Here is a 25,023-nt window from a genome sequence, read left to right as displayed (position 1 = left end):
CGCAGTTATCGTGTAAACGGCAGCCAAATCCAAAGCGCGATGAGCGTGGTCAGCAGGACGGGGGGCGTCAGGATGAGCCCTACCTTCATGTACTGCCCCCACGTAATCCGTTGGCCTTTTCCGGCAAGGACATGCAACCACAGCAGGGTCGCTAGCGACCCAATTGGGGTCAGCTTGGGACCAAGGTCGTTGCCCACGACGTTGGCGTAGATCATCAGCTCGCGAGTGGCCGTCGATACGTTCGCCCCATCGATAGCAAGCGCACCGACCAGTGTCGCAGGCATATTGTTCATAATGGAAGCGAGAGCAGCGACCGCAAAGCCCGTACCAATCGTTGCCACGAAGCTACCCTGCGTTGCCAACCACTCTAGGATTGCACTCGCCGCGTCAGTCAGCCAGGCATTACCCAGTCCGTAGACGACTAGATACATGCCGATCGAGAACAGCACGATCTGCCAGGGTGCGTCACACAGGATCTTGGTCACAGCCATTGTGGCGCCCCGGCCTCCAGTCGCCCAGCGGCCTGCAATACCCATCAGCACTAGTGCAGCTGCACCCGTCACCAAAGCAATAGGAACGCCGAGCGGCCCGGTTACGAAGTACGCAATCAGTAGCAGTACTAGAAGAGGCAGCGCTGCGCGAAAAACTGCCACGTCGCGTATCGCGTCGCGGGGCGCTTCTAGATCCTGGACTGGATACCTACTGGGGATGTCGCGCCGGAACCAGAGCCATAGGACGATCAAAGTAGCTCCGACCGATACCAGGTTCACCGGCACCATGATCGCGGCGTAGCGCCCAAAGGACACGTCAAAGAAGTTCGCTGTAACGATGTTGACCAAGTTGGAGACAATGAGCGGAAGGCTGGCGGTATCGGCGATAAATCCGCAGGCGACCGTAAATGCCAGCGCGCCGGCAGGCGGGAAATTCAAGCGCAACAGGATCGCAAGAACAATCGGAGTCAGCAGAAGAGCCGCGCCGTCGTTGGCAAACACTGCAGCAATTGCAGCTCCCAGCAGGACAATGAGCGGAAAAAGCTTCCGACCATTGCCGCCGCCCCAACGGGCCACATGCAGGGCGGCCCACGCGAAGAAACCGGCTGCGTCGAGAATGAGAGAGATGATGATAAGAGCGACGAAGGTGAACGTTGCATCCCAGACAATTCCCCACACCGTTCCAACATCGTTCCACCCGACAACCCCAGTGGCCAAAGCAACGGCGGCACCGGCGAGTGCCGACCAGCCTATGCCAAGCCCGCGAGGTTGCCAGATCACGAAAACAAGAGTGACGATAAAAATCGCGAGAGCAAGCATGTAACCCACCGTTGGAAGTCAGATAGAGCGCTGATTGACGCGCTTGGAAAGCTCATCGGCGCTCTCAACGCGCTCGGAATAGCGATCAACGAGGTAGGCTGCGCGTCCTCGTACGAGCCAGGTGAACTTCACTAGCTCCTCGCATACGTCAACGACACGCTGGTAGTAGGCCGATGGCTTCATGCGCCCGGCCTCATCGAACTCCTGGAAGGCTTTGGCCACGGATGACTGGTTCGGGATGGTGACCATTCGCATCCATCGGCCAAGTACACGTAGCTGGTTTACTGCATTGAAGCTCTGCGAGCCGCCGGAAACCTGCATGACGGCCAGAGTCTTGCCCTGTGTCGGTCGCTTGGCACCGTCGGCCAGGGGTATCCAATCGATCTGAGCCTTCATAATGGCGGTCATGGCGCCGTGACGCTCAGGGCTGACCCAGACCATGCCCTCGGACCAGTACGCGAGCTCGCGAAGTTCGCTCACCTTATGATGATCGGGAGACGCGCCGTCGGGCAATGGCAAGTCGTGCGGATCGAAGATACGCACATCGCAGCCGTACCAGCGTAGAAGCCGACCGACCTCCTCTGCGAGCAGGCGGGAAAAGGAGCGTTCACGCAGTGAGCCGTAGAGGATGAGCATCCGCGGTGGATGGATCGGGTCGCCAAGCCCGATGAGGGCGTCTACGTCGATCGGCGCAAGTTGTGTGGGGTCGATGTTTGGCAGATCTGCCGCAATGCGATCAATCACGGTGACGTCCCGGTTGTAACGATCTCGCCATCTTCCTTGGTAAAGGAAGACACGGGGTTCGCCAGCAGTGCGAGCACTTTCTCAGACGGTCGGCACAATGCAACGCCACGGTCGGAGACCACGATTGGACGGTTGATGAGAATGGGATGAGCCATCATCGCGTCCACCAGCTGGTCGTCGGTGAGGCCAGGGTTGTCCAGGCCCAACTCCTCGTATGGCGTTCCCTTCTTGCGCAGGAGGTCGCGAGGCGTGATGCCCATTGCGGCAATTAGTTCGACAAGTCTCTCGCGCGTCGGCGGTGACTGCAGGTACTCGATGACCTGCGGGTCTTCGCCCGACTGGCGCATCATTTCCAGAACGTTTCTGGACGTGCCGCAGGCCGGATTATGATAGATCGTTAGTGTCATGATGGATCCCTCAAGCAATGTCTGGTCGGGAGAACGAAGTGCCTTCGAGCTGGCCAATTGCGCAGACTTGCGCTGTCAATGCTGCTCGAGACAGCGTATGGAGTGGCAGCGCGACGAAGGCTCGGATGCGGTTTTCCAGGTACATCAGCGCCTTTCGGAAGGCGGCGCGTTGCCACATTTCCCCGTGAGCTTCGCGGATGGGATCCTCGATACCCCAATGCCCCGTCAATGGTCGCCCGGGCCACAGTGGGCACGCCTCGCCAGCAGCGTGGTCGCAGACAGTGAAGACAAAATCCATGCGGGGGGCACTTGCCGCGGCAAACTCCTCCCATGCTTTGGACCGCAGGCCTTCGACCGGGTAGTTGGCCTCGTGCAGCGTCTCAATCGCCAGCGGGTGGACCTCGCCCTTGGGGTGACTGCCGGCAGAGAACGCGTTGAAACGGCCATCGCCAATACTCCGCAGGGCGCTTTCCGCCAGTATCGATCGCGCAGAATTGCCCGTGCATAGGAACAGGACGTTGAAGGGCTGAATAAGGCTCATCCGCAGGTCTCCGAGGTACATGGGCGGGCGAGTTTGAAGAGGTCACCGCAAATCTCGGGAGTCCCGGAGCAGCAGTCCTCAGTCAGAAACGCGAGCAGTTGGCGCATGTGCTCATAGCTAGCGGCGTACAGCACGCGCCGCCCGTCTCGCCACGAGCGCAGCAGGCCAGCTCGCTCCAAGGTCGAGAGGTGAAAGCTCATGCGTGGTGGCGCGATCGCGAGAGCTTCCGCAATTTCGCCGGAGGGCATGCCATCCGGGCCAGCACGAACCAGCATCCTGAATGCAGCTAGGCGATCAGACTGGGCGAGCGCAGAGAGTGCGAGGACGGCGGAATCATCTTTCATGTCTAAATCCTACAACTATTCTTGTAGGATGCAAGTGTCTGGCCGGCGATCCCATCTCCGGACGTACCTGTCCGGAATCGAGGTCTGCTGCGTGTCCTGCGAGCTACCGCTCCGCTAAGGCGTTTAGGATTGAGGCGTATAGAGCTGGTGGCCCAGAAGCGCGCACGTGCCGTTATACACAAACGCCACACTCTGCCTCGCCCGGGTAAAGGCCACGTAATACTTAGGTGGCGCCGTTATGCGTGACGCATCTGCAGTGCGCAGGTACTGCGTCAAAGGCCCATTAGGGAAGATGAGGACCCGGCTGTAGGTGCGTCCCTTGGACTGACCGAAGTTCATCGCTGGTAGGCCGTCGCACGCCTGCCGTCGGTCATGCCGCAGCACGGTCGGGGCAAATTCCTGCATGTACGCAGTGACATGCTCGGGCGCGACAAGGTAGATGCCATCGTGACCGGTCAACTGATCATTGCCTGATTGGGTCCGGGGCATCTGCGGATAGAGCGCGTCGGCCAGATCACACAGGGCCTGCACGCATCGCAAACTCGTGAGGCGGTGATCGATCTGGCACAGGCCTTGCGACTCCCAAAGCTGGAATAACGTCGCCAAGTTCGGTCCGCGGAACTGGCTGTACCGAGGCGCGTAGTTGGTGGCGTAGGTCGCTTGGCGCGTGTCGCCCACTAGCGTAACGCCGATCGGGCTCTTCAACAGGCGCTCAATAAGATCTAGGTCGTAGCCAGCCAAGTCCTGCACTTCATCAACGTACACTTCGTCGTACATGTTCGCCAAGCGCGAGATGACCTGACCTTGAGTGAGCTCATCGCACCGAACGGCGAAATCGGAAGCCCGATCCGAATACATCCGGTCGCCTGACAGGTAGTGGCGGCCTACATGCGAGCGGGGTGCCCGGTTGTTCGTCCGTCCTTCAACAAACAGAATCGATTCGACCCTTGGCTCGCGGCACAATGCCGCCTGATAGGGTCGAATGCACTCGCGTAACAGAAATCCGTACCAGCTATACAACGTGACATTCGCAGGCACCGCGCCGGTTGGGGCCTCGAATGAGCGTCGGATCTCTTCGAGATTCTCCAAGGTATAGGTGAGCATAGCGACGCGGCGCTGTGGCCGCTCCAATGCCTGGCGAACCAGCAAGGTAGTCTTGCCAGAGCCGGCTGCCGAAAGCAGTACTCGGTTAGGCGATAGCACGCTGGACATAGTCCGGGAAAGTGATCGAATGGGGGCTGTTGAAAATGGCTAGGGCCGTATCGGTCTTGTGACCTTTCATGTACTTGAGCAACGCCACCTCGTCGGCGAATGACTTGACCAGCACGGTGTTCAGCTCGTCCAATGAGTTGGCTTTAATGAGTTGCTCTTCCAACGATGGGGCGCTCTCGTCAGAATCGTAGTAGATGGCATTGGGGAAGTCGGCATATCGCTCTTGCACCAGCGCGATATCACCATCGTTGTCGGTGACGACTCTGGCCTGAATACGCAGGCGCTCCGCAATCTGCAAGAAGCGTTTAAACGCCAGTGATTTGACCGAGATGATGTCCACGCCGCGCGCCAATGGCGCTACGCCGTGGTGATCAAAGTAGGCACGTTGCACGATCAGCTCGTCGGACGGGCCCTCCACCAGAATTGCCTGCTTGGCCAGAATCAGTCGCAACGTGTCATGACCAGGAAGCTTCATGAAGTAATCGTGCGTATCATGCGGCAACTGATCCAGTTTCATCTGGTCTTGGGCGCTGAACAGGATCACGTTGTCCACGCCCAGCTTGTTCAGAACGAAGCTGCTGTGGGTTGCGATGACCACCTGCTGCGTCGTGGAGAGCGCTGAAATCTTGTCAATCAGCTGGCTCATGCCAGAGAACGAGAGGTGGTTCTCCGGCTCTTCGATTAGCAGTACATGCGCCGACCCTGCAGCATGCATAGCCAGCTTCATCTTTACTGCGCTTTGCTCACCCTTGCCAGCTTGGGTGAAAGGAAGCTCATCCAGGTACGGTGACAAGCTTGTTTCCCACGTTGAGCGCGGTGAAGAGTCCACGCCAACCGTCAGTGCTTTGTGACTGATGTCTCCTGTGTGCTGAGTGAGATAAGCATTAATGGCGGCCACGTCGTCCTCTTCCGAGAAGCTTTGCCGCATGCGGCGAAAACTCAAAGATAGCGAAACGCGCTGCGCTGGGGTAAGCGCCTGTTCGATGATGCTGGCGATATAGCGATCGGCTCCGGACAGTGTCTTGATACCGTGGGTGTCGATGATAGTTGAATCGAACGGGATGGTACGAGCGGTGACGCCGTTGTTGGCAAAGGAGTACCAGCGCACCGTGTAGTATTCCACTGGGAGGCTGGTCGCGCCCTGGTGTTGCTGCAGGTAGGCGTTGAATTCCTCGCGATAGTCGTCGCTAAGCTCGACCAGCAATCGGACGCCTGCACTGTCTAGACCTAATGAGTTGTTGGTGCCGCGCAAGGACGCCAGCGCGGGATCGTTCCCCAAATAGGCTTCAATGGAGATCCTGGGCGGTGACGCAGGCGTTCCTGCGCGCAGAGCCGCTAAGTACTCCCTCACCGTTGGCTGGTGAAAAAGATAGGGTGTGAGCTCGTAGGTGAGGTTGCGACCATACAGCTGCCCAGTTATTACTGCGTGGATCGCTTCCAGCAAGGTGGACTTTCCCACCTCGTTGTCACCAACCACAAGGTTCATGTGCGCATTGAGCTGCAGATTGAGGTGACGAAAAGACTTGAAGTTATCGATAACAATACGTTCGATCGGCATGCTCCATCCCCCAGTGGACTATCCTGTCTCTACAGAACTTTACGCGGCTCTTAAGAACGATGCCAACTGGACTGGATTTGGAAAGAATTTGTTCTGGACAGGCCTGGCGGGCACAGAAGGTAAGCCATCAAAGACTGCTAAATGAACAGGATCCATCGTCTTCGTTCGTCTCACGTATCGGCTATGCGGTTTGGTGGTTGTGACGAGGTGGTGGTTATAGTCCCGACTTTCTTAGCGGTGCTCGGTCACAGACTGCTGGACGTCGTCGGAGCTGTCAGGGAGGCGGCGATTCCCTGGGCCTCTAGATAGTCACGAACAGTGGCAAGGTCGTTGAGTTGACCAGAGCACATGAAGGCCAAGGCCGGGGTCCCCTTGAATGGTGCTGCGCTGTTGGGGCGTCGTAGCCAGCTGTCAGCTTGCTGCTGATCAGGGAAGAGGATGTGCAGTGCCTGGTATATGCCGAGCGCATAGCTGATTCGCTCGAGTGTTTCTGGCCAAAGGCCGTCAGTCACTCCCGCCTCTAGCTGTGCACAAGCAACGTCGATGGGCCTACCCAGGATTGCCGACTGCTCATGAGCGCTTAGTTTCCAAACTTCTGCCATCTTCGTAAACGCGCGCAGAGCAGGTCCTTCCAGGCTGGTGGCGTCACTGGCGATTGGGTAGATCATCCCTCTGGCCTGGGGGAGCAGATGAGTCATGCTACTCCCGTTTCACTCACCGCACCCTCAGCGATGCGCCGATTGAATAAATAGTTGGCCCACATAGGCGGGCGATGCTCATGTCATCTCGACCGTTCGGTGCGAGGGAGGCCTAACAGCCTCGCTTCGGTCGACGGTCTGGCAGCCGACTGCCTGCCGGCCGCACGTCTGCATTCTATTTCAACGACACGTGGTGGCTGGTAGTGAACAACGTGGTGTGACCCCTTCAGGACCTATAAACAATGAAGGGGACAACAGTGACTACTGGGCCTCTATGCCCTGCCGCAATAAGCCTTATAGGGAAGGCGCCGGCGATGGATTTCACGGCGTCATTGGGCTTGGAAGGGGAAATCCATCACAAATGATCCGAGCAGCTCCGCACCGCGACGCTGGGCATTAGCCTGCAACGTTGGATAGATGGCTGGTTCGTCGTGATCAAGACGACGTTAGCTGTAGAGGTGATGCATCTGTTGTGCGGTAGTTCATCAGCGATGCTGGCAGTCATCTCATGCTGTATGACCACTCTAAATGAGCAGTCATTTTTCTATCTATATGAAACAAAAGGAAAAAATGTCTTAAATGATACGGGCCGCAGGCACTAGTGAGATCAGTTGGAACCGCGCGGGATACTGCACGCTGCGCGCCGCGCGGGCGATGCGGATGTGGCCGGATTCCAGCGGCTCGCGCAGGGTTTCCAGCGCGCTGCGGTTCCACTCTGGAAGTTCATCGAGGAAGAGGACTCCATGGTGGGCCAGCGAGATTTCACCGGGGCAGGGCGGATTGCCGCCACCCACCAGCGCCGCCGCGCTGGCGCTGTGATGTGGTGCCCGAAAGGGCCGTTGCCGCCAGCGCCGCGGATCCAGCCCCTCACCACTCACCGAGGCAATCGCCGCCAGCTGCAGCGCCTCGGCTTCCTCGGTGTCTGGCAGCAGGCTGGGCAGGCGCGAAGCCAACAGCGTCTTGCCGCAGCCAGGGCTACCGATCAGCAACAGATGGTGCCCACCCGCAGCGGCGACCTCCAATGCACGCCGCGCATGCGCCTGCCCGCGCACGTCGGCCAGATCCGGCAGCGGTAATGGCGTCGTGTCCACGCGTTCCACGGGCGGCAGCAGGCGCGGATTGCCCAATCCGGCGCAGCACTCCAGCAGGGTACGGGCCACCCGCACATCGGCGTGCTCGGCCAGAGCAGCTTCTGCGGCATTGCCCGGCGGCACCACCAGGATGCGTCCGGCTTCGGCCGCCGCAATCGCCGCCGGCAGCGCGCCGGCCACCGGCCGCAGTTCACCGGTCAGGCCAAGCTCGCCCAGGAATTCGTACTGCAGCAGCGACTGCGGATCGACCTGGCCGCTGGCCGCCAGAATGCCCAGCGCGATGGCTAGGTCGTAGCGGCCGCCCTCCTTGGGCAGGTCGGCAGGCGCCAAGTTCAGAGTGATGCGGCGCTGCGGAAAGTCGAAGCGTGCGCAGAGCAGGGCGGCACGGACGCGCTCGCGAGATTCGCGCACGCTGGTTTCGGCCAAGCCCACGATCTGAGTGACAGGAAGGCCGCCAGAGAGATGCACTTCCACCCGCACCAGCGGGGCGTCGACCCCGGCGCGGGCACGGCTGTGGACCAGCGCCAGGCTCATGTGTGGGTTCCTGCAGAAAGACGCTTGATGGTGCGGCAGGTGCTCCGCGTGGGATATCGGGGATTTTGGGCCGAGCGGCTAGGGGGATTCTGGTCAAGGGTTGCCCGGCGTCTTGAATAGACATCGCGGTTCAGCGGCCCCCGGGTCTTTGACGCGTCCAAACCGCACCTGGATCCAGTACGGCCTGCTTAACTGAGGGTATCCCGGTGATAAGCGATGGCGGGTTCGCGCGGGCGGCAGCATTGCGACGCGCATTTTCATCGCCTCCTTGCTAGAGTCGTGACAAAGCCGCGACCAAGGAGGGCATGACCAGATGCTTCACGAGAACAACGCACTTGGGCTGTTCCTGTATGCCTGGGGCTACAAAGACGCTGAGGTTGGTCGGGTCGGCGCGCGGTTGCTTGCAACAGCACAATCTTTCCTTGACCACCTCATCGGTGATTTGATCGGTCAGGGAGAGGAAGGTCGATGGTTTCTGATGGAGTTCAAGCGTGAAAGGCGCGGGTTCTTCGAGGAGGCCCATAAGAAGCCGGCTCGAAAAAATCTGATGGATGCACTATGGGCCAATCATGATCTCGCCGAGCTGTCTGCCTATGCGCACTTTGCGTGCTGGTTACAAGGTGACGACATTACAATCCAACAGTACGTGGTGGCCACTGACGATGCTCGAGTAGACGGTTATCCGCCCCACAGGATGCCCTTTGTCAGGGGCTCACTGGGCTTTGTCCGGGCGTACGAGTATCTCACCGAAGCCGATTCGACTCCTTTCCCGCACAGATCCGAAGACCTTTTCTCGCACGGAACAGGTGTAACCGGCGAGGGCATGCGGAAGTATCTGGCGGCGGTGCTTGCCGCGCACGATCACAACGTGGACCCCGGCGTAGAAGTCAACGCACTGTTGGGCTTTACTCCGAGCTCGGGTAAGCCCGTCGTCTTGGTGCCCACAAACTTTGGCGGCCTTCTAGAGGCTTTTGAGCGTGCCCTGCGGACTTCAGCTGCGGCTACAGGACATGAGCTTTCGAAGAGTCAGGCATCCGAGTCAAGTGAGGGTTAGACCGCAGCCCGTGCCAGCGGCGCGGTGAGCAAGGTTACGGAGGCGAGGGAATCCAAGTTCAGCATCATGCACAGGCGCCCTGTGGGTATCTACCTCGGATTGCTGGCAAAGTGGCTAAGGGAGTTCTGGCCAGTGACTGATGGCAGCGTCCAGATTCGCAATCCGCAACAGTCTGCTTGCCTAGCGTGTCTTACTCGCCCCCAAGCAGACACCGCTGCTCATCAGGCACCAACCCATTGAAGCGCCCAAACCGCGCCTCAACCCACGAAGGTCCCGCGCTTTCCACCAGCAACCGCCCCTGGCTTTGATGCAGATCCAGCCAGCGCTCGAAGCTGGTGCGCAGACGCTCGATGTCCGGCGCCCGCCACCGTGCATCGGCGGGCATGCGGATCAGCACGCGCGAGGGCGCGTTCTCCACGTCCAGCACCAGAACGCCCTTGCAGCGGATTTCGAAGGACGTTGCCCCAGCATGGCGCGCGTGCAGTTCAAAGCCCTCCTGGGCCTTCGCGGTCACGAAGCCGCGCGCATCACTGTGCAGCAGGCGGTAATCGGCCGGCTGCAGCTTCTGGTAGGCCCACACCTGATCGCCCGCGGGCTCGGGCCACTCCACCCACAAGGCGCCGATCACCGCGATGCACACCACCGCAGCGGCCAAGCCGTGCATCTTCATTCGTCACCCCGCACACAGGCAGAAAACTCCGCGCCGTAAGCGCGCTCAGTCCTTGGGTCGCATCCGCTCGTGGATGAAGGCGGTCAGCGCGAGATCGGCCATCACCAGCCCCTCCATCACCCGGTCGCCCACGTACTGTTCGGGCTCGCCGTTCTGGCGCGTGCGCTCGGCCGCCAGCAGGATCTCCTGCACGATGCGCTGGCCGGTGAGCGCGCAGTCGGCGTCGGACAACTGCATCTGCCGGCTGCGTAGATGGTGCCGCTCGGGCCAGGGCTGGCCGTCGGCCGCGGCGCCCGCGCCGATGGCGTGCAGGATGGCGATGAGGCTGTTGGGGTCCAGCGCGGGCGCGGGCGCGGGTGACGGCGCTTCCTGGATCGGGCGCGGGGGCGGGGAGTGCGGTGTGGTCATGGCGGGCTCCGTGCATGCAGGCGGACGCCGCCACCGATAAAGGTGGCGGGCAGAGCGTGGCTCGAAAACCGGGCTATTAGGAAGAAACCGGCGGGCACAAGGCCCCCACGCCCCGCCCGCCATAGCTGGCAGACGGAATGCCAGCCGACACCACGCAAGGTGATGCCGGCTGGCAAGTGCAAACAACATCCTAATAGCTCGGGTTTTCGAGGCCCGGCCACCCGTTTTCGGTGGCGATACCAGAGTTGCCTGACGTAGTTGGGAATGCCAAGGGGGAGGGGGCAATGCCGCCAAAACCCGAGACGCTTTTGGCATTGTCGCATAGCGAGGAAAGCGGCGAGAGCCTTGGCGTGCTTGGCGCAGCGGCACTTCTGGAACGGAGTCCTCAGAACCTTCGGCCAGAGATGCCAGGCGCGGCAAATGCGACAGCACTCGCCCATTGGGCATGTGTGATCGCTCATGCAACCGAACCGCTGCGACACCGGCTGGATGGTTTAAATGACTTCCTGCCTATTGAACCTACCGAGTGCCGCGCGCAATCTGACTACCGCTGTAGTCACGCGGGGCTGCACTGCCCGCAGCAGGACGGTCTTGTAGCGTTTGAACGGATTTCACCCACTGGCGCAGGCCAATACAAGGATCACTGTACGTGTTACGCCGCAATCGACTTCTTCTGTCTGCGGGTCTGGTCCCGCTTCCGTGGTTCCTGTTCTGGACCAGCGTTGCCGCCGTGTTTGCGCCGGGCTACAACCCGCTTGCACAGCACGCCAGCGAACTGCTGCAGGCACCAACGATTGCAAGCATCTGCGCCAGGATTGCCCCCATCGGCTGCGGCGTGGGCTTCGTGGCGTTTGCCATCGGGGTATGGCGGGAGTCCGGCCGCCGGATTGCCGTAGGCGCGATCTGTTGGATGATCTTTGGCATCTCCATGCTGACCAACGGTCTCTGGCCCATGGGCCATCCGATGCACGGCTTCTATACCATCGGCATCGCAAACATCATTGCACCGGCGATGTCGCACATCGAACTGAGTGCGTGGTCTGCCAACCGAAGGGCGTACGCCGTGACCGCTGTGGTGAGCATCGGGGGCATCGTCTATCTCTGGTTGAACGTGGTGGGAGCGGATCCGGATGGGTTCAGGGGGCTGACACAGCGCCTGTTCTCGTCGATCAACTCGCTGTGGCCGTTTCTGGTTGCGTTGTACTTGGTGCGCAGGGGTTCAAGCGTGCTGACGGCGCAGCCGGCGCGTTGATGGAACGGCATGCAGGCACATGGACGACTACTGAGCGTGCGGAGTTGAGATGAGGATGAGGATTTTCCGTCGCCAGCTGATCTACATTCAGGTGCACCAGGACCATTTTATTGCGCGCTTGGTCGGTGGAGACAGGACCATCCGTCGCCAGTGTCACGCCCTTGGCAATCGCGCGGGCCCGATCAAGGACTTTTCGAGTATCCGGCCCCTGCTCAAGGCGATCTTCTCGGAACTCCTGCCTGGGTTCTCTCTCGTCAAGCCGTGGGGGATTCTGCACTTTGATCCGGTTGAGTACCCGGTCACGAAGGAAGAACTGGCCGGGTTCCAGAAGGCTGCCATGCGAAGTGGTGTTAGCTTCTGTTTTCTCTCCACGTGGGAGCAGCGGCATGAAGACAAGGATCTGTTGGAGATGTTCAAGTAGTGCCGGCCCGATACTTCGTTCCAGGCCAGGCAAATTCGTGGTTGGGTCTGTTCGAGGCATTGCGAGAGTCCGCTCTTGGCCGGAAGCTGACATTAACCTGGTCGTAAGGTAATGAACCACCACGCTTCACAACGCTGCCTGGGAACCCGGATTGATGCCCGTCTCTCGGCTGGCCTGACGAACGAAGTTCGAATGATAAGCCTCGGGGCTGTTGAAGGGTGGCAGGAGCACCTCCTTTGGCGGGGGTGAGTGCCAACGGAGGTACTTGATGGTGCCCATGTTATCGATTCCGAAAACGGTTTCGTCGATCTACATCGATGGATTCGTGTTCGCAGAACACCCTTGGGTTCGACAGGCAAGTCATGTTCTTGCCCGCGGGTCTAGGAAGGAATCTCGTCAAAACGTGCCGACCAGTCCGCTGTGCCAAGCACAGCGCGACATTTGTCCGAATGCAGGTGCGCTCGGAAACTGAAAATGTCCCTAACCAAGTACACGGAGCGTTTCAATGCACAATCGAATTGCAGGAAAGGCACTTTCCTCCCTCACGCTGATCATCGCGGGCACTGCGGCGACGTCGGCCGCTCCAGTTCATTCGCAGGTGAACACTGCAGAAGCAGGGTTGAATGCCCTGACGGCGATTGACCTGGATGTACTTCGCAGCAGCGAATTCTCCGCTCACCAGGACGGGGTTCTGGTTGCCCACAACCATTCGGACTCGCTTGACGTGTGTCATCCTCACCACGATACGGGCGTTGACACTCGCAATCTGACGGACGTCGCAATCCCGTCGGACTCTCGATTTGACGTCTGAGCCAGATTCCCGGCCGTGTCCTGTTAGTTCTCTGAAGAGATCGTTGGCCCAGGTCCATGAGACCCCGCGTGCCAGCTGCACGTACTAGATATACGTCTCTGCGCTTTCCATCAGCGCCAGGAGGTGAAGCAGGAAAGACATCGGAAGGTGTTTTGAAAGCTCCACCATCCTGGCCTCAAGGCTCGAGCGTGTGCCAACGGTCTCACCGGTGCGCTTCATCTGCTCGCCGGCTACAAGCCAGGACACGCTCACATTCATGATGCGGGCCATGCCCTGCAGATGGTCGATCGTAGGGGAGAAACTCTCCTCTCGTTCCCAGTGTCCGACGGTAGCGCGGTTGACGCTCAGCGCCTTGGCCAAGTCGGTCTGCGACAAACCGCTGCTGATCCGGGCAAAGCGGATCCGGGCAGAGAGCGTGTCGAATTCCATATCCATATAGAGCCCCTGACTCGCGACGCGACCCTGGTGAGGAGGTTGGCTTAGAGTCTGCTCAATTGTCACCCCAGAGTCAAACAAGGTTCATCAACCACGAAAATGAGCAGTCGCATTATGCTGTGCTGTGCACGACACAGCGTAACGTTTGCGTGAATGCAATGTGTCTGCCTGTAATCGATGTCCGCAGTGCGGATTCGTACTGCACTGCGGGGAGCTTGTTTTTCCAACCGATTACATGGAGTGTTTCAATGAGCAATCGAATCGCAGCAAAGGCCCTCTCGTCTCTTACGCTGATAATTGCGGGCACCGCAGCAGCGTCGGCGGCACCGGCTCACTCGCAGGTGACCTCTGCGGGTGCTGAACTGAAGGCCCTGACGTCCATCGAGGCTGATCTGGACCTGCTTCGCAACAGCGAGTTCTCCACTGCCCAGGAACAGATGCTGGCAGACGGCCACCATTCGGACTCGATCGGGTCCCACCACCATCACGAGGCCACCAAGAAGGAAATGGCATCCGTCGCTGCCATCTCCAACTCGCGATTCGACGTCTGAGCTCGCCCACCCGATCAAAAGGAACTGGAAATGAAAGACAACCGAAGCACGGCCAAAACTCTTTCTGCGCTCACCATGCTGGTAATCGGCAGTGCGGCCGTCGGTGGGGCTGTCGCATCGCCGATTTCTGGCGCCCAGCTGGAGCCGGCAATTGAAAGCGCAACGTCGTTGACCGTCGTCAATGACCTGTCGATGGACGAGTTCGAGAAGGTCGCCACGGACAATCGTCTGGAGGCCTTGGTTGCCGGGGGGCATCACGACGACTCCTTCGGCTCGCACCACCACCATGAAGCGGCCATCGAGAAACAGACCGCGATGTCTGCCGATCGCTTCAACGTCTGAGGCCGGAAGCAGGCGAGCCGGCGGCCTGTTGCCGCTGGTGGTCACCTGCACGCAGACGCAATGGTGATTCGAGCTGCTGTGCTCTGCACAGCAGCTCGATTGCGGGTCTGCCCATCATGTGGCAGTAATCCTCATTACAAGTCGGTGCCGGACAGTCGTAGGTGGCAAGGACGGCGAGCACTGCATGGAGCAGAAAAGTGAATGCGATTACCCAGTTGCAAACTCCCGACGTGAGCAGCCCGGCCTGCTTGATGGAGATCGCGGATACGACGGAGCATATGGAGGCCGTCGTCGAGGGGATTCTGTGGTCAAGACTGCGCAGGATGAAAGCGCGACTTCAGGAAGTGCTTGCCGATCCGCGGTACGGGACGACGGCTCGTGCCATGCATCAGATGTACCAGTCAATCGGGTCCGATCGCCAGGCTCGCGTACTGCTGAGTTCCGAATTCTGCGAGCAGTATCTGTGCCTGGAGTCCGCGCGGAAGGACAGGCTGGAGGCCGGAGCTGACGAGCAGGAGAGGGCAGAGGAACAGGCCCGCGCGCTTGGCGCGCTGCACGACATAATCGCTCGGGAGAAGTCGATCGCCGAGCTGGCGCAGGGGCGGACCGGCAGATATCTGAGAGAGGCGCGGCAGTGGCAGCTCTACAGCCCGGTTGGAGACTGCGTTGCGGAAAAGGATGCCACGGGCGTGTGGACCCTTCGGCAGTTGCCGAAGCTGGGTGACTGTATCGCGCTGGACCTCGAGAGCCCGCCAGCGCGGCACCATGAGCCGCGTTCTGGGGTGCTGAGCCAACCGTGCCTGCCGCTGACCGATGCGGAGCGTGAGCATGTCTCGCGAAAGCTGGCAGAGGCGCTGGCGGCGATTGATCGGTCAGAACCCATGTACGGCCTTCTCATCCGCAACTTCGTCCGGCGGATCACCGTGCGCAAGTCGGCAGAAGTCACGTCCGATGAAGCCGGCCGCTACGGCTCCGAGCATGTGCCGAGGCAGCCGGGTTCCATTCGGCTGCTGAACACGCATAACCCTGAGCTTCTGGTTGAGGCGTGCATGGAGAGCATCATGCATGAAAGCACGCACAACTATCTGGCCGCGTGGGAGCTTGCCAACGGGTTCTTCGTTGCCAATGACTACCAGCACCGTGTCGTGTCTCCGTGGTCCGGCAATCCCATTCCCAACTCCTCCTACATCCACGCGGTCTTCGTCTATTACGTGTGTCATCGCCTGCTCAAGCGTCATCTTGAGATTTCTCCGGGCCTGGGTGAAGCCGCCAAGCGCCACGTCCAGCGCAGGTTGGCCGTCTGCGCCGCCGGCTTCCTGATCGAGCAGGATCTGAGCGGTCGGTTGATGACCAAGGACGCCATCAATGGCGAGGTCGGGCAGATGATCGATCAGATGCAGGCCGAGATGAAGCGTCAGTATCGATACGGGGAGTGGCAGCAATGAGCAGAACAGTCGTCATCTACGCGGATCACCTTGACCCGGTCGCGCTGCGGGCGCTGGCCACGGGTGTCCCCGCCATACACATTGATGAGCTGATACCAGTAATGGAGGGTCAACCCTGGCCTGAGGTTCTCCGGCTGAGCCCAGGTGCGCATCTTGAGAGTCTGTTCCGCGGAACCAAAGTGGTGAACCGGGTCTTCTCTCTGGAAGGAACGCAGGTCGAACGGTTCTTGGCCGAGCACGGAGTGGACGCCCGCTGGTTCCATATCCGCCTGCAGCCGCTTCTGGCGCTGGGGGTGAGCCTCTGTCACGACACCGGCACGCGCGGCGTATCCCGGTGTCTGGCCCCGCTGAATGTGCAGTGGTTTGAACTCGAACGCGCTCTTCCCGAGGCGAATACGCCTGACTTCGCCTATAGCTTTGGCTACGAAGAACCAGACCTGTCCCGCATCGAGGACCCCATGCAGAAGTCGGTCTGGTCGCTTTTTGACTGGCGACAGGAACGGCAGCTTGATGACGAAGAGCGCCGCAGGCATCAGTTCCACGTGTCCAGGCCGAAGGGCGTCCCCGTGATCGCCTGGTTCCTTGGGCGGGACTACAACGGAATCCACTTTCCCCGTGGAAGCGTTGAGGTCGATGATGCTGTGTGCGGGCAGCTGACGCGAGCAGCTGCACAGGCCTTCCGTGCCGAAGCAGGAGAGATGCTCCTGTACGTGACGGACGAGGCAGTCACCTTCCACGCATTCTCGCCCTACCTTCGTTCCGTCGCCGTCGATACCGCTGTGCAGGATGCATTGGACGCGTGGTTGCTTACCGGCGGCGCCGGGGGTGTGAATGCTGCTTGAGAAGCTGAGCTCGCTGCGCGAGTCCATGGGCTGGGTCTACGGAAGCGAGGACCTGTGCGTACTGTTGTACAGCCTGGTCAAGCGGACCCGCCCGCGCATCGTCGTCGAACTGGGCACCGGCTTTGGCGTCACTGCGGCCTGGATGGCCGGTGCATTGCGGGAGAACGGCAGCGGTGTCATTCACACCTACGATAATGGCTCGCACTTCTCCAGTGAGCCAGGCATCAGGTTTGTCGAGGGCCTGCAGGGGCCGCTTGCCGATTCACTGCGGGAGATGGGGCAGGACTATCCCGCTTTCCTGCAGCACGTATTCCAGTGGGCCGGAGTCGAGAATCACGTTGTCGCCAATTGGCAGGAGATCGGCTTTGCCGAGATTGCCCAGGCCCCCGCCTTTGACGGCGGAATAGATATGGTCTTCTCCGACTTCAACCACTCCCAGGACAGCATCCAAGCCTTGCTGGCGGCGTTTCTGCCGCGCATGGCGGAAAGCGCTTCGATCTTCATCGACAGTGCCTCCACCCAGCGGCTCAGCTACCTGACCCTGGAGGCCGTTGTGGACGCCCTGAATCAGAATAAGATACCCAGGGCGTTCATCAAGGATCGCAGCGAGCAGGACATTGACGCGCTGCTGCGTATGGTCCAACGCTCGCGCTTCCGGCTGATGCATCTGCTGGAAGCCTGCGATAGGGCGCAGAACAGCACGGCGTGGATCTCGATTGAACCGGTGGACGTGATTCCGACTGCGGCCACCTTCCTGCATTAGAGAGATGTATATGTTCGGCTATTACTTTGCGCTGGCCCGCACCAGGCTTATGGAAACCAAGGGGATGAGCGCAGCGCTGATCCTGGCGCTGGGGTTGGGCATCGGCGCAAGCATGACAATGCTGACTGTCGTGCGGACAATGACGTGGGATCCACTGCCGGGGCGGAGCGAGCATCTCTATCACCCCTTCATTGACGCGCTTCCCACGTCCTACGACGTCAGGCCGGGCATGGACCCGCGCGTGGCTCTCACCTGGGTGGATGCGCAGAACCTGCTTCGGCAGGCCCCCGCCTCCCATCAGACCGCACTGGCGTCTGCCCGTCTGCTGGTGGATGCGCAGCGCAGCGTGCAGATTCCATTCTTCACGCAAGGGCAGTATGTCACTGCAGATGCGTTCGCCATGTTTGGCATTCCCATGGCGCAGGGCAGGGCCTGGACGCGTGAAGATGATGCTGCCCACGCCCGGGTTGTCGTGCTGGGCCAGGATCTGGCTGCTCGTCTGGGCAGTGAAGGCCTGGTGGGAGCCACCGTCCGGCTTGGCGGCCAGGCATTCAGGGTGGTCGGTGTCGCCGGTCCGTGGAGCCCGCGCCCCCGGTTCTATACGGACCTTCAGCAGGATGTCTTCAAGGGGCGCGAAGACTTCTTCATCCCGATTGGTGTTGCAGCGGAAATGCAGATGGCGGTGTCCAGCAGCGTCTTCTCATGGAGCAGTGACAAGCCCCTCAATCGCCTGCAGGACGCCCGCACATCATGGGTCCAGTTCTGGGCCGAGTTGCCTGACGCGGCCAGTGTCGAGCAGTACGAGCGCTTCCTGGGCAACTACGCACGTACACAGCAGCAGGCCGGAAGGTTTGACAGGACAACCACGCCGCGCATGGTGTCCTTGAGGGACTTCCTGGTCGAGCATCGCATCATCCCCAACGAGGTAAAGCTGCAGTTGGCGCTGTGCCTGGGCTTCCTGATCGTTTGCCTGCTGAACATGAGTGCCCTGATCTTCGCCCGCTTCATCCGCCGTTCCCATGAGATATCGATCCGTCGGGCGCTGGGTGCGCGCCGGCAGGACGTCATCTATCAGCTCTGCACCGAAGCACTGATCATCGGCGGCCTGGGCGGCGCGGTAGGGCTGATCGTTGCAGAGGCCGGCCTCTACCTTGTGCGGATGCAGCCGGAAGACTACGCCTCGCTGGCCAACATGGATCTGAGCATGGCCGCTCTCACCGTGGGCCTGGCGTGTGTCTCCAGTGTCATCGCTGCGTTCTTCCCTGCGCTGCGCGCTACCTCAGGCCGTCTGGCCATGCAGATCAAGGCGTCAGAATGAGCATTGCAGAAGTCCCCCTTATCGTCCGCGCGCTCACCCGCAACCGCTTCATCGCGTCCATTCTCCTGGTGCAGGTGCTGGTTGCCACGGCGTGCGTGACGAACCTTGCGTTTCTGCTGTCCGAGCGGCTGGGAACCCTCACCTACAAGACGGGCCTGGAAGAGGCGAACCTGGGCGTCATCGAGACCGAATACCTGGGGCCTGCAGCAGCCAACCCTGCAGCCTCGATCAGGACCGACCTGGAGGCCATCCGCCAGCAACCAGGCGTCGAACAGGTAATCGCAGCAGAGTCACTTCCGCTTGCCCAGCACAATTGGTCGGCCGGGTTCACCAACAAGCCGCTTAAAGGCAATGACATTTCCGGCATCGTAGAGGCCGAACCGACTGTCTATACGGCATCGTCGCCTGCCGCCAAGGTGCTGGGCCTGACCCTTGTTGCCGGCCGTGACCTGTCTGCGGGAGCATTCGTGCCGATGGAGGCCAGCGCCGACTATGCCGGGCTCTACAAGGCGAGCGAGGCCGTTGTGTCGCAGGCACTGGCGGACAAGCTGTTTCCGGAGGGCGGCGCCGTCGGCAAGTTCCTGTATGCCGACGCGCAGCATCCCATTCAGGTGGTCGGCGTGGTCAAGACGCTTTCCCGACCTGTCCTGAAGACCGATGCAGACAATGACATGTCACTCATTCTGCCGCTGATTCCGGACGGGCCTCGCGTGATGTTTGCCATCCGTGCCGCGGATGGGCGAGTGGCGGACGTGATTGCGTCCAGTGAGGCCGCGCTGTCGCAACGCGATGCGAACCGCACCATCGCCCGCAGCACCTCATTCCGCGAGCTGCGCGCCGACTACTTCCGCCACGATCAGACCATGGCGATCATGTTCCTGAGCTCCGGGTTGGCGCTGTTGGTGGTAACCGCAACGGGCGTGTATGGACTGGCCAGCTTCTGGGTCCGCAAGCGGTATCGGCAGATCGGTATCCGGCGCGCACTGGGCGCCCGCAAATCCGACATCCTGCGGTACTTCCTGGTGGAGAACCTGATTCTCACCGCTACCGGCTCTGTTGTCGGCACCGCACTGGCCATCGGCCTGAACATGGCCGTGGCCCGGTACTACGAGGTAGCCAGGATCGAGACGCCATTTCTCGCGATTGGCGTGCTGACCGTACTTCTGTTGGGCCAGGCCGCAGCCTATGTTCCGGCCCGACGAGCAGCCAAAGAAGCGCCGGTGGCGATCCTGCGCAGCGCCTGACCCGGACGGGTCTGTCATCCGGCCAGTGCTCGCGCCAAAGCACCGTTCCTTACGGCTACGCGATGGCGACTCGGAGGAGTTGCGATAGACAAGGCGTATAACAGGGCAGTGGAAGAAAGGAGTAACCGGCAATGCGATGCATTCGGGTACTAACCCTCCTCTCGCTCATCCTGGGTCTGCTGGGGTGCAGGGACGAGGTGGAGAGTTCAACGTATCCCATGGGTCAGAGTGGAAAGACCTGCACTGCCGACAAGGGCTTTGATCGCCACCCACCTGAAGTGGTTGTTGCCGAGCTTTCCAGACGGGCGTTGGATAGTCGCAGGTTGACTCATAAAACAGTCTGCGGCTCGGTCACCAGTTGGGAGATCCTTCCCGCGGGGGCTTCGATCAATCAGATACCTCCGCCAGATGTTTATGTAAGCGTCCGGCTGAGGGAGGACGGCTCCGTTTCCGCTAGTACGGACCGCCCATGATGTCGGCGCTGCCCCTGATGCTCGAGCATCAGGCCAGGATCACAGGGCGGTAGGATTGCTACGTGTGGTGCCGGGTTCGTCGAGTACCCGGAGAGGTCAGCCTCTGGCCGGAAGCGAATCTGATCGATGACGGCGTCGCAATTCGTTTAATGCGACGGAGCCCAATTTGATGATCTGCGGAGGGTAGACAGAGAACGCTTGATGGCGCGACGGGCACTCCGCGGGCTGACGTTGTGAGTCGCTGGCGAAGTGGCTAGAGGGATTACGACCAAGGGCGGCCCGCGGTCCTCAACAAACAACGCTGCTCATCAGGCACGTACTCATTGAAGCGTCGAAACAGCGCTTCGATCCACGAGGTTCCTGCACTCTCCACCAGCAACCCGTCCTGGCTCTGGTGGTAGTCCCACCATCGCTCGAAACTGAGACGCAGGCGTTCGATATCCGGCGCCCGCGTAAGTGCATCTGCGGACATCCGGATCAGCACGCGCGAGGGCGCATTCTCCACGTCCATCACCAGCACGCCCTTGCACCGGATCTCGAAGGACGTCGCTCCGGCATGGCGCGCGTGCAGTTCAAAGCCCTCGTATGCCTTCGCGGTAACGAAGCCGAGCGCATCACTGCGCAGCTGGCGGTAATCGGCCGGCCGCAGCTTCTGGTAGGCCCACACCTGATCGCCCGCTGGCTCGGGCCACTCCAACCACATCGCGCCGATCACCGCGATGCACACCGCTGCAGCGGCAAGGCCGTGCATCTTCATTCGTCACCCCGCACACAGGCAGAAAACTCCGCGCAATAAGCGCGCTCAGTCCTTGGGTCGCATTCGCTCGTGGATGTAGGCGGTCAGCGCCAGATCGGCCATCACCAGCCCCTCCATCACCCGGTCGCCCACGTACTGCTCGGGCTCACCGTTCTGGCGCGTGCGCTCGGCCGCCAGCAGGATCTCCTGCACGATGCGTTGGCCGGTGAGCGCGCAGTCGGCGTCGGACAACGCCATTTGCCGGCTGCGCAGGTGATGGCGCTCGGGCCAGGGCTGGCCGTCGGCCGCAGCGCCCGCGCCGATGGCGTGCAGGATGGCGATGAGGCTGTTCGGGTCCAGGGCCGGAAGTGTGGCGTGGTCATGACGGGCTCCGTGCAAGCAGGCGGAAGCCGCCACCGATAAAGGTGGCGGGCAGAGCGTGGCTCGAAAACCGGATGTTGGGAACCGGCGGGTACAAGACCCCCACGCCCCGCCCGCCATAGCCGGCAGACGGATTGCCAGCCGGCACCACGCGCGGTGGTGCCGGCTGGCAAGCGCAAACTACTTCCCAACAAAACGGGCTTTCGAGTCCCGACCACCGATGCACGGTGGCGCAGTAACGATTACCTGCTGTTGTTCGGAATGCCAACGGGTAGGGGTCAATGCCGCCAAAACCCGAGACGCTTTTGGCATTGTCGCATAGCACCGGAAGCGGCGAGAGCCTTGGCGTGCTAGGCGGAACGGCACTTCTGTAACGGAGTCGTCAGAACCTTCCGCCAGAGATGCAAGGCGCGGCAAATGCGACAGCATCGGGCCGACGGCAATGTGTGATCGCCAAGGCGAAGGAACCGGTGCGACGGCCGCTGATGGGCCGCGTACTTCGCCTCCAAGGATGAGTGACTTTCTGCCTATTGACCCTGTAGGACGTCACGCAGAATCTGACTACTGCTGTAGTCACCCGGAACTGTCCTGCGCGGAGCAGGAAGGATCTGCGGCGTTTGAACGGATTCCACCCACTGGCGCAGGCCAAAACAAGGATCACTGCACGTGTTACGCCGCAATCGACTTCTTCTGTCTGCGGGTCTGGTCCCGCTTCCGTGGTTCCTGTTCTGGACCAGCGTTGCCGCCGTGTTCGCGCCGGGCTACAACCCGCTTGTACAGCACGCCAGCGAGCTGCTGCAGGCGCCAACGATCGCAAGCGTTTGCGGCAGGGTTGCCGCCATCGGCTCCGGCGTGGGCTTCGTGGCGTTCTCCATCGGGGTGTGGCGGGAGTCCGGTCGCCGGATTGCCGTAGGCGCGATCTGCTGGATGATCTTTGGCGTCTCCATGCTGACCAACGGGCTCTGGCCCATGGGCCATCCGATGCACGGCTTCTACACCATTGGTATCGCAAACATCATTGCACCTGCGATGTCGCACATCGAGATGAGCGCGTGGTCTGCCAACCGAAGGGCGTACGCCGTGACCGCTTTGGTGAGCATTGCGAGCATCGTCTACCTCTGGTTGAACCTGGTCGGCGCGGATCCGGAGGGCTTCAGAGGGCTGACCCAGCGCCTGTTCTCTTCGATCAACTCGCTGTGGCCATTCCTGGTGGCGTTGTATCTGCTGCGCAGGGATTCCAACGAGCTGAAGACGCACCTCGAGCACTGATGGGCACACATGCGGGTTGATGTGTTCAATTGGTGGCCGGCCCACTACTTCTGACTGGATGAAGGACCTCTCGTGATGAAACTTCCAGCCCGCTTCTGGGTGCATCTTTTCAGCCATCTGGGGTTCGTCGGGATCCTGGCCGGGCTGTTGGCCGGCTGGGTGGGGACGTTCTTCGAGGCCCTTGCCGGTCATTCCGATGCCGCAACCGACGCCGCCCGGGTGAGCGGCGTTGGAACGCTGTTCGGGTTCTGCATGCTTGCCCTGTTGCTGCTGGGAGCGCTGACCGTCTCTGGCGAGCTGTTGGGGCTGATCAGGCCGTACGACCGCAAGGCGCCATATCGGCATGAGGCGCAGGCGATGCATCGGAAGGTGTTGCTGATTGTCGTGGCGGTACTGTCCTGGGCGGGCCTGACTGCGGCGTTCGTCATTGGGTCGATGATGCGCTCCAGCTAGGTGCTGATGGTGGTGCTGGCATCTTCGGATTCCTCGGCAGAAGGAATCGGCGGGTTCGACACGGGAAGCCGGGCGGAGTGGTGATTCATCCGGAATCGGTTGCCCTGACCAGGGACAGCCTGCGGATTGAGGTGATACCGGTGCGGTCGCCGCGATGAGACGACTGGAGGATGAGATGCCGTGTGGCACGATTCGCGGATAAGGGCCACACGAGCGTGTTGATAGGAAGACGCCGACGTGCCCCGTCGGCGTCTTCCTCCATCAATTGATGATCTCCCCACTCCCCGAAGCAACAAACGCCTTCAACTGCCGAACGAATTCCGCGTCGTACAGCTCCCACTCAACAATCTCCCCAACCACCCGCAACGGCTGCGCACTCCGATACGACCGCGTCGGGTTCCCGGGAAACTTCTTGTTGGTCACGTTCGGATCGTCTTCAAACGGCCCGGTCGGCGCCACCACATACACGCGCGGCCGCCCTTCACCGCGGGCCATCTCCGCAGCCAGCCCGGCGCCCTTGGCAATCGTGGTGAAGTAGATGTGGTTCATCACCACACTGTCGCGATAGTTGGACCTGAAGCCCGCGCTCAGCAGTTCGCCCACCGCCAGATCAGCGCGGGTGCCGTGATAGAACGGCCCGGCAACCTGGTCGCAGGTGTCATGCGAAACGGGTGTCCATTCGGTGTCCTGCGCCATCGCTGCTGCCCCTGCTTGTCCTGCCGGATCGACAGACCGGCGAGTCTAGGGCGCCCGGTGGGCCTTGCTGCAAGGCCCCATCCGGGAAATAATCTGTAAACGGGAGGCGCGGTGCGCCTCCTTTTTTCATTCTGCGGCGCCGCGCCCTTCCAGCTCGCGCACGGCCGTTTCCAGCGCGTCCAGCTTTTCGCGGGTCTTCAACAACACGGCGCGCTGCACTTCGAATTCCTCGCGGGTGACCAGGTCGAGCTTGGCCAGGCCGGCCTGCAGCGCGCTCTTGAAGGTGGCCTGCAGTTCCTCGCGCGATTCGCGCAGGCCCGGCGGCACCAGGTCGCTGAGGCGACGGGCGAGGTCATCGATGTGGTTCAGGTCGATCATGGGGTGCTCCGTGGGGGTGGGCCCGTGCATCCGGCGCGGGCAGGCCATTCGGGCACAAGGATACTGCTGGCACCCATCGCCCGGACAGGCGGCAGCGGCTTCGCACGGGCCGCGTTCAGGCGCTATCCTCCACGCCGGAAGACAGGAGATAGACGATGAAGATGGTCATGGCGGTGATCAAGCCGTTCAAGCTCGACGACGTGCGCGAAGCGCTGGCCGAGCGTGGGGTCACCGGGATCACGGTGACGGAAGTGAAGGGCTTTGGTCGCCAGAAGGGCCATACCGAGCTGTACCGCGGCGCGGAGTATGTGGTCGATTTCCTGCCGAAGGTGAAGCTGGAAGTGGCGGTGACCGATGACCAGGTTGAGGCCGTGGTTGAGGCCATCGTGAAGGCGGCCGGCACCGGCAAGATTGGTGACGGCAAGGTGTTCGTGTACGACCTGGGCAGTGTGGTGCGTATTCGTACCGGTGAACTGGACGCGGACGCGTTGTAAGCCGTTCGGCGGGATGTTGTAGAGCCGAGCCGATGCTCGGCTTGCTCTTTGTAGAGTCGAGCTTGCTCGACTGCTCTGCGCTTCAGTCGAGCAAGCTCGACTCTACAAAGAGCGGTAAAGCGGTCGAGCAAGCTCGACCCCTACCAAA

Annotated in this window: 29 protein-coding genes and 1 pseudogene; 14 read left to right on the top strand and 16 right to left on the bottom strand. The window is 61.0% G+C overall.

Annotated elements, in window-relative coordinates; all coding sequences use genetic code 11:
• Positions 1 to 5 precede the first annotated feature (5 nt).
• From ACZK33_RS21925 to ACZK33_RS21885, 9 genes and pseudogenes are all read right to left on the bottom strand, one after another.
• The gene (locus tag ACZK33_RS21925; RefSeq protein WP_005411451.1) at positions 6 to 1,310 is read right to left on the bottom strand and encodes an arsenic transporter; all 1,305 of its coding nucleotides are present in this window, start codon (positions 1,308 to 1,310) and stop codon (positions 6 to 8) included.
• A gap of 18 nt (positions 1,311 to 1,328) precedes the next feature.
• On the bottom strand, positions 1,329 to 2,054 hold the full coding sequence (gene arsH, locus ACZK33_RS21920; protein ID WP_164166555.1) for an arsenical resistance protein ArsH: 726 nt from the start codon (positions 2,052 to 2,054) through the stop codon (positions 1,329 to 1,331).
• Positions 2,051 to 2,461 (bottom strand): arsenate reductase (glutaredoxin), encoded by a 411-nt coding sequence (gene arsC, locus ACZK33_RS21915; protein WP_005411449.1) that lies wholly within the window; start codon positions 2,459 to 2,461, stop codon positions 2,051 to 2,053. Before arsC ends, arsH begins: the two co-directional genes overlap by 4 nt.
• Positions 2,462 to 2,471: 10 nt before the next feature.
• Positions 2,472 to 3,002 carry an arsenate reductase ArsC gene (locus tag ACZK33_RS21910; protein ID WP_114619015.1) on the bottom strand — a complete coding sequence of 177 codons (531 nt, stop codon included), beginning with the start codon at positions 3,000 to 3,002 and terminating at the stop codon, positions 2,472 to 2,474.
• On the bottom strand, positions 2,999 to 3,346 hold the full coding sequence (locus ACZK33_RS21905; RefSeq protein ID WP_099484974.1) for an ArsR/SmtB family transcription factor: 348 nt from the start codon (positions 3,344 to 3,346) through the stop codon (positions 2,999 to 3,001). The genes ACZK33_RS21910 and ACZK33_RS21905 overlap by 4 nt, the downstream gene beginning before the upstream one ends.
• A 123-nt stretch (positions 3,347 to 3,469) precedes the next feature.
• Positions 3,470 to 4,558 (bottom strand): UvrD-helicase domain-containing protein, encoded by a 1,089-nt coding sequence (locus ACZK33_RS21900; RefSeq protein WP_478453877.1) that lies wholly within the window; start codon positions 4,556 to 4,558, stop codon positions 3,470 to 3,472.
• Positions 4,536 to 6,116, bottom strand: a complete 1,581-nt coding sequence (locus ACZK33_RS21895; protein WP_478453875.1) for an ATP-dependent nuclease — start codon at positions 6,114 to 6,116, stop codon at positions 4,536 to 4,538. Before ACZK33_RS21895 ends, ACZK33_RS21900 begins: the two co-directional genes overlap by 23 nt.
• Before the next feature lie 245 nt (positions 6,117 to 6,361).
• The gene (locus ACZK33_RS21890) at positions 6,362 to 6,814 is read right to left on the bottom strand and encodes an antitoxin Xre/MbcA/ParS toxin-binding domain-containing protein (protein ID WP_235648920.1); all 453 of its coding nucleotides are present in this window, start codon (positions 6,812 to 6,814) and stop codon (positions 6,362 to 6,364) included.
• A 602-nt stretch (positions 6,815 to 7,416) separates the two neighbouring features.
• Positions 7,417 to 8,439 (bottom strand): annotated as a pseudogene (locus ACZK33_RS21885) (YifB family Mg chelatase-like AAA ATPase); the annotation flags it as partial.
• A gap of 313 nt (positions 8,440 to 8,752) precedes the next feature.
• On the opposite strand from ACZK33_RS21885, the gene ACZK33_RS21880 reads away from it, so the two are divergent.
• Positions 8,753 to 9,493 (top strand): hypothetical protein, encoded by a 741-nt coding sequence (locus ACZK33_RS21880; protein WP_087923877.1) that lies wholly within the window; start codon positions 8,753 to 8,755, stop codon positions 9,491 to 9,493.
• Between the two features lie 190 nt (positions 9,494 to 9,683).
• Here ACZK33_RS21880 and ACZK33_RS21875 read toward each other — a convergent pair whose 3' ends face one another.
• Entirely contained in the window at positions 9,684 to 10,163 is a 480-nt protein-coding gene (locus ACZK33_RS21875) for a cold-shock protein (RefSeq protein WP_423174307.1), read from the bottom strand.
• A gap of 45 nt (positions 10,164 to 10,208) precedes the next feature.
• Positions 10,209 to 10,571, bottom strand: coding sequence for a hypothetical protein (locus tag ACZK33_RS21870; protein WP_423174308.1), 363 nt, complete (start codon positions 10,569 to 10,571; stop codon positions 10,209 to 10,211).
• A gap of 649 nt (positions 10,572 to 11,220) precedes the next feature.
• Here ACZK33_RS21870 and ACZK33_RS21865 point away from each other — a divergent pair.
• The 3 genes from ACZK33_RS21865 (at position 11,221) to ACZK33_RS21855 (ending at position 13,055) form a co-directional block, all read left to right on the top strand.
• The gene (locus ACZK33_RS21865) at positions 11,221 to 11,823 is read left to right on the top strand and encodes a DUF998 domain-containing protein (RefSeq protein WP_423174309.1); all 603 of its coding nucleotides are present in this window, start codon (positions 11,221 to 11,223) and stop codon (positions 11,821 to 11,823) included.
• A gap of 55 nt (positions 11,824 to 11,878) precedes the next feature.
• Positions 11,879 to 12,244: a hypothetical protein gene (locus ACZK33_RS21860; protein WP_053443848.1), complete on the top strand. Its 366-nt coding sequence runs from the start codon at positions 11,879 to 11,881 to the stop codon at positions 12,242 to 12,244.
• Between the two features lie 505 nt (positions 12,245 to 12,749).
• Positions 12,750 to 13,055, top strand: a complete 306-nt coding sequence (locus ACZK33_RS21855; protein ID WP_423174310.1) for a hypothetical protein — start codon at positions 12,750 to 12,752, stop codon at positions 13,053 to 13,055.
• 84 nt (positions 13,056 to 13,139) lie between these two features.
• Here ACZK33_RS21855 and ACZK33_RS21850 read toward each other — a convergent pair whose 3' ends face one another.
• Positions 13,140 to 13,490 (bottom strand): helix-turn-helix domain-containing protein, encoded by a 351-nt coding sequence (locus ACZK33_RS21850; RefSeq protein WP_099843995.1) that lies wholly within the window; start codon positions 13,488 to 13,490, stop codon positions 13,140 to 13,142.
• Between the two features lie 248 nt (positions 13,491 to 13,738).
• Here ACZK33_RS21850 and ACZK33_RS21845 point away from each other — a divergent pair, with 248 nt between their 5' ends.
• The 7 genes from ACZK33_RS21845 (at position 13,739) to ACZK33_RS21815 (ending at position 19,995) form a co-directional block, all read left to right on the top strand.
• Positions 13,739 to 14,041 carry a hypothetical protein gene (locus ACZK33_RS21845; protein WP_423174311.1) on the top strand — a complete coding sequence of 101 codons (303 nt, stop codon included), beginning with the start codon at positions 13,739 to 13,741 and terminating at the stop codon, positions 14,039 to 14,041.
• Between the two features lie 30 nt (positions 14,042 to 14,071).
• Entirely contained in the window at positions 14,072 to 14,383 is a 312-nt protein-coding gene (locus ACZK33_RS21840; RefSeq protein WP_127563839.1) for a hypothetical protein, read from the top strand.
• A gap of 197 nt (positions 14,384 to 14,580) precedes the next feature.
• On the top strand, positions 14,581 to 15,828 hold the full coding sequence (locus tag ACZK33_RS21835; RefSeq protein ID WP_423174312.1) for a hypothetical protein: 1,248 nt from the start codon (positions 14,581 to 14,583) through the stop codon (positions 15,826 to 15,828).
• Entirely contained in the window at positions 15,825 to 16,670 is an 846-nt protein-coding gene (locus ACZK33_RS21830) for a hypothetical protein (protein ID WP_154353485.1), read from the top strand. Before ACZK33_RS21835 ends, ACZK33_RS21830 begins: the two co-directional genes overlap by 4 nt.
• The gene (locus ACZK33_RS21825; protein WP_099843985.1) at positions 16,660 to 17,433 is read left to right on the top strand and encodes a class I SAM-dependent methyltransferase; all 774 of its coding nucleotides are present in this window, start codon (positions 16,660 to 16,662) and stop codon (positions 17,431 to 17,433) included. The genes ACZK33_RS21830 and ACZK33_RS21825 overlap by 11 nt, the downstream gene beginning before the upstream one ends.
• Before the next feature lie 4 nt (positions 17,434 to 17,437).
• Entirely contained in the window at positions 17,438 to 18,751 is a 1,314-nt protein-coding gene (locus ACZK33_RS21820) for an ABC transporter permease (RefSeq protein ID WP_423174313.1), read from the top strand.
• Entirely contained in the window at positions 18,748 to 19,995 is a 1,248-nt protein-coding gene (locus ACZK33_RS21815; protein WP_423174314.1) for an ABC transporter permease, read from the top strand. The genes ACZK33_RS21820 and ACZK33_RS21815 overlap by 4 nt, the downstream gene beginning before the upstream one ends.
• 735 nt (positions 19,996 to 20,730) lie before the next feature.
• Here the strand turns inward: ACZK33_RS21815 and ACZK33_RS21810 are convergent.
• Complete coding sequence (locus ACZK33_RS21810; RefSeq protein WP_285301986.1) at positions 20,731 to 21,225, bottom strand: cold-shock protein; 495 nt, start codon at positions 21,223 to 21,225, stop codon at positions 20,731 to 20,733.
• Positions 21,226 to 21,270: 45 nt separating this feature from the next.
• The gene (locus ACZK33_RS21805) at positions 21,271 to 21,603 is read right to left on the bottom strand and encodes a hypothetical protein (protein ID WP_478453867.1); all 333 of its coding nucleotides are present in this window, start codon (positions 21,601 to 21,603) and stop codon (positions 21,271 to 21,273) included.
• 648 nt (positions 21,604 to 22,251) lie between these two features.
• Here ACZK33_RS21805 and ACZK33_RS21800 point away from each other — a divergent pair.
• Together ACZK33_RS21800 and ACZK33_RS21795 are read left to right on the top strand one after the other, a co-directional pair.
• Positions 22,252 to 22,854: a DUF998 domain-containing protein gene (locus tag ACZK33_RS21800; RefSeq protein WP_369353270.1), complete on the top strand. Its 603-nt coding sequence runs from the start codon at positions 22,252 to 22,254 to the stop codon at positions 22,852 to 22,854.
• Positions 22,855 to 22,929: 75 nt separating this feature from the next.
• Positions 22,930 to 23,307: a hypothetical protein gene (locus tag ACZK33_RS21795; protein ID WP_423174316.1), complete on the top strand. Its 378-nt coding sequence runs from the start codon at positions 22,930 to 22,932 to the stop codon at positions 23,305 to 23,307.
• Positions 23,308 to 23,568: 261 nt separating this feature from the next.
• Here the strand turns inward: ACZK33_RS21795 and arr are convergent, their stop codons facing one another.
• Both arr and ubiK read right to left on the bottom strand, forming a co-directional pair.
• Positions 23,569 to 24,003 (bottom strand): NAD(+)--rifampin ADP-ribosyltransferase, encoded by a 435-nt coding sequence (gene arr / locus ACZK33_RS21790; RefSeq protein ID WP_049462535.1) that lies wholly within the window; start codon positions 24,001 to 24,003, stop codon positions 23,569 to 23,571.
• A 126-nt stretch (positions 24,004 to 24,129) separates the two neighbouring features.
• Positions 24,130 to 24,381, bottom strand: a complete 252-nt coding sequence (gene ubiK, locus ACZK33_RS21785; protein WP_049456468.1) for a ubiquinone biosynthesis accessory factor UbiK — start codon at positions 24,379 to 24,381, stop codon at positions 24,130 to 24,132.
• 155 nt (positions 24,382 to 24,536) lie between these two features.
• On the opposite strand from ubiK, the gene ACZK33_RS21780 reads away from it, so the two are divergent.
• Positions 24,537 to 24,875, top strand: coding sequence for a P-II family nitrogen regulator (locus tag ACZK33_RS21780; protein WP_005411374.1), 339 nt, complete (start codon positions 24,537 to 24,539; stop codon positions 24,873 to 24,875).
• The last annotated feature ends 148 nt before the right edge of the window (positions 24,876 to 25,023 follow it).

Source organism: Stenotrophomonas sp. 86156_Sma, assembly GCF_056481625.1.
The sequence above is the reverse complement of the archived record's forward strand: the minus strand, read 5'-3'. Positions and strand labels throughout refer to the sequence as shown.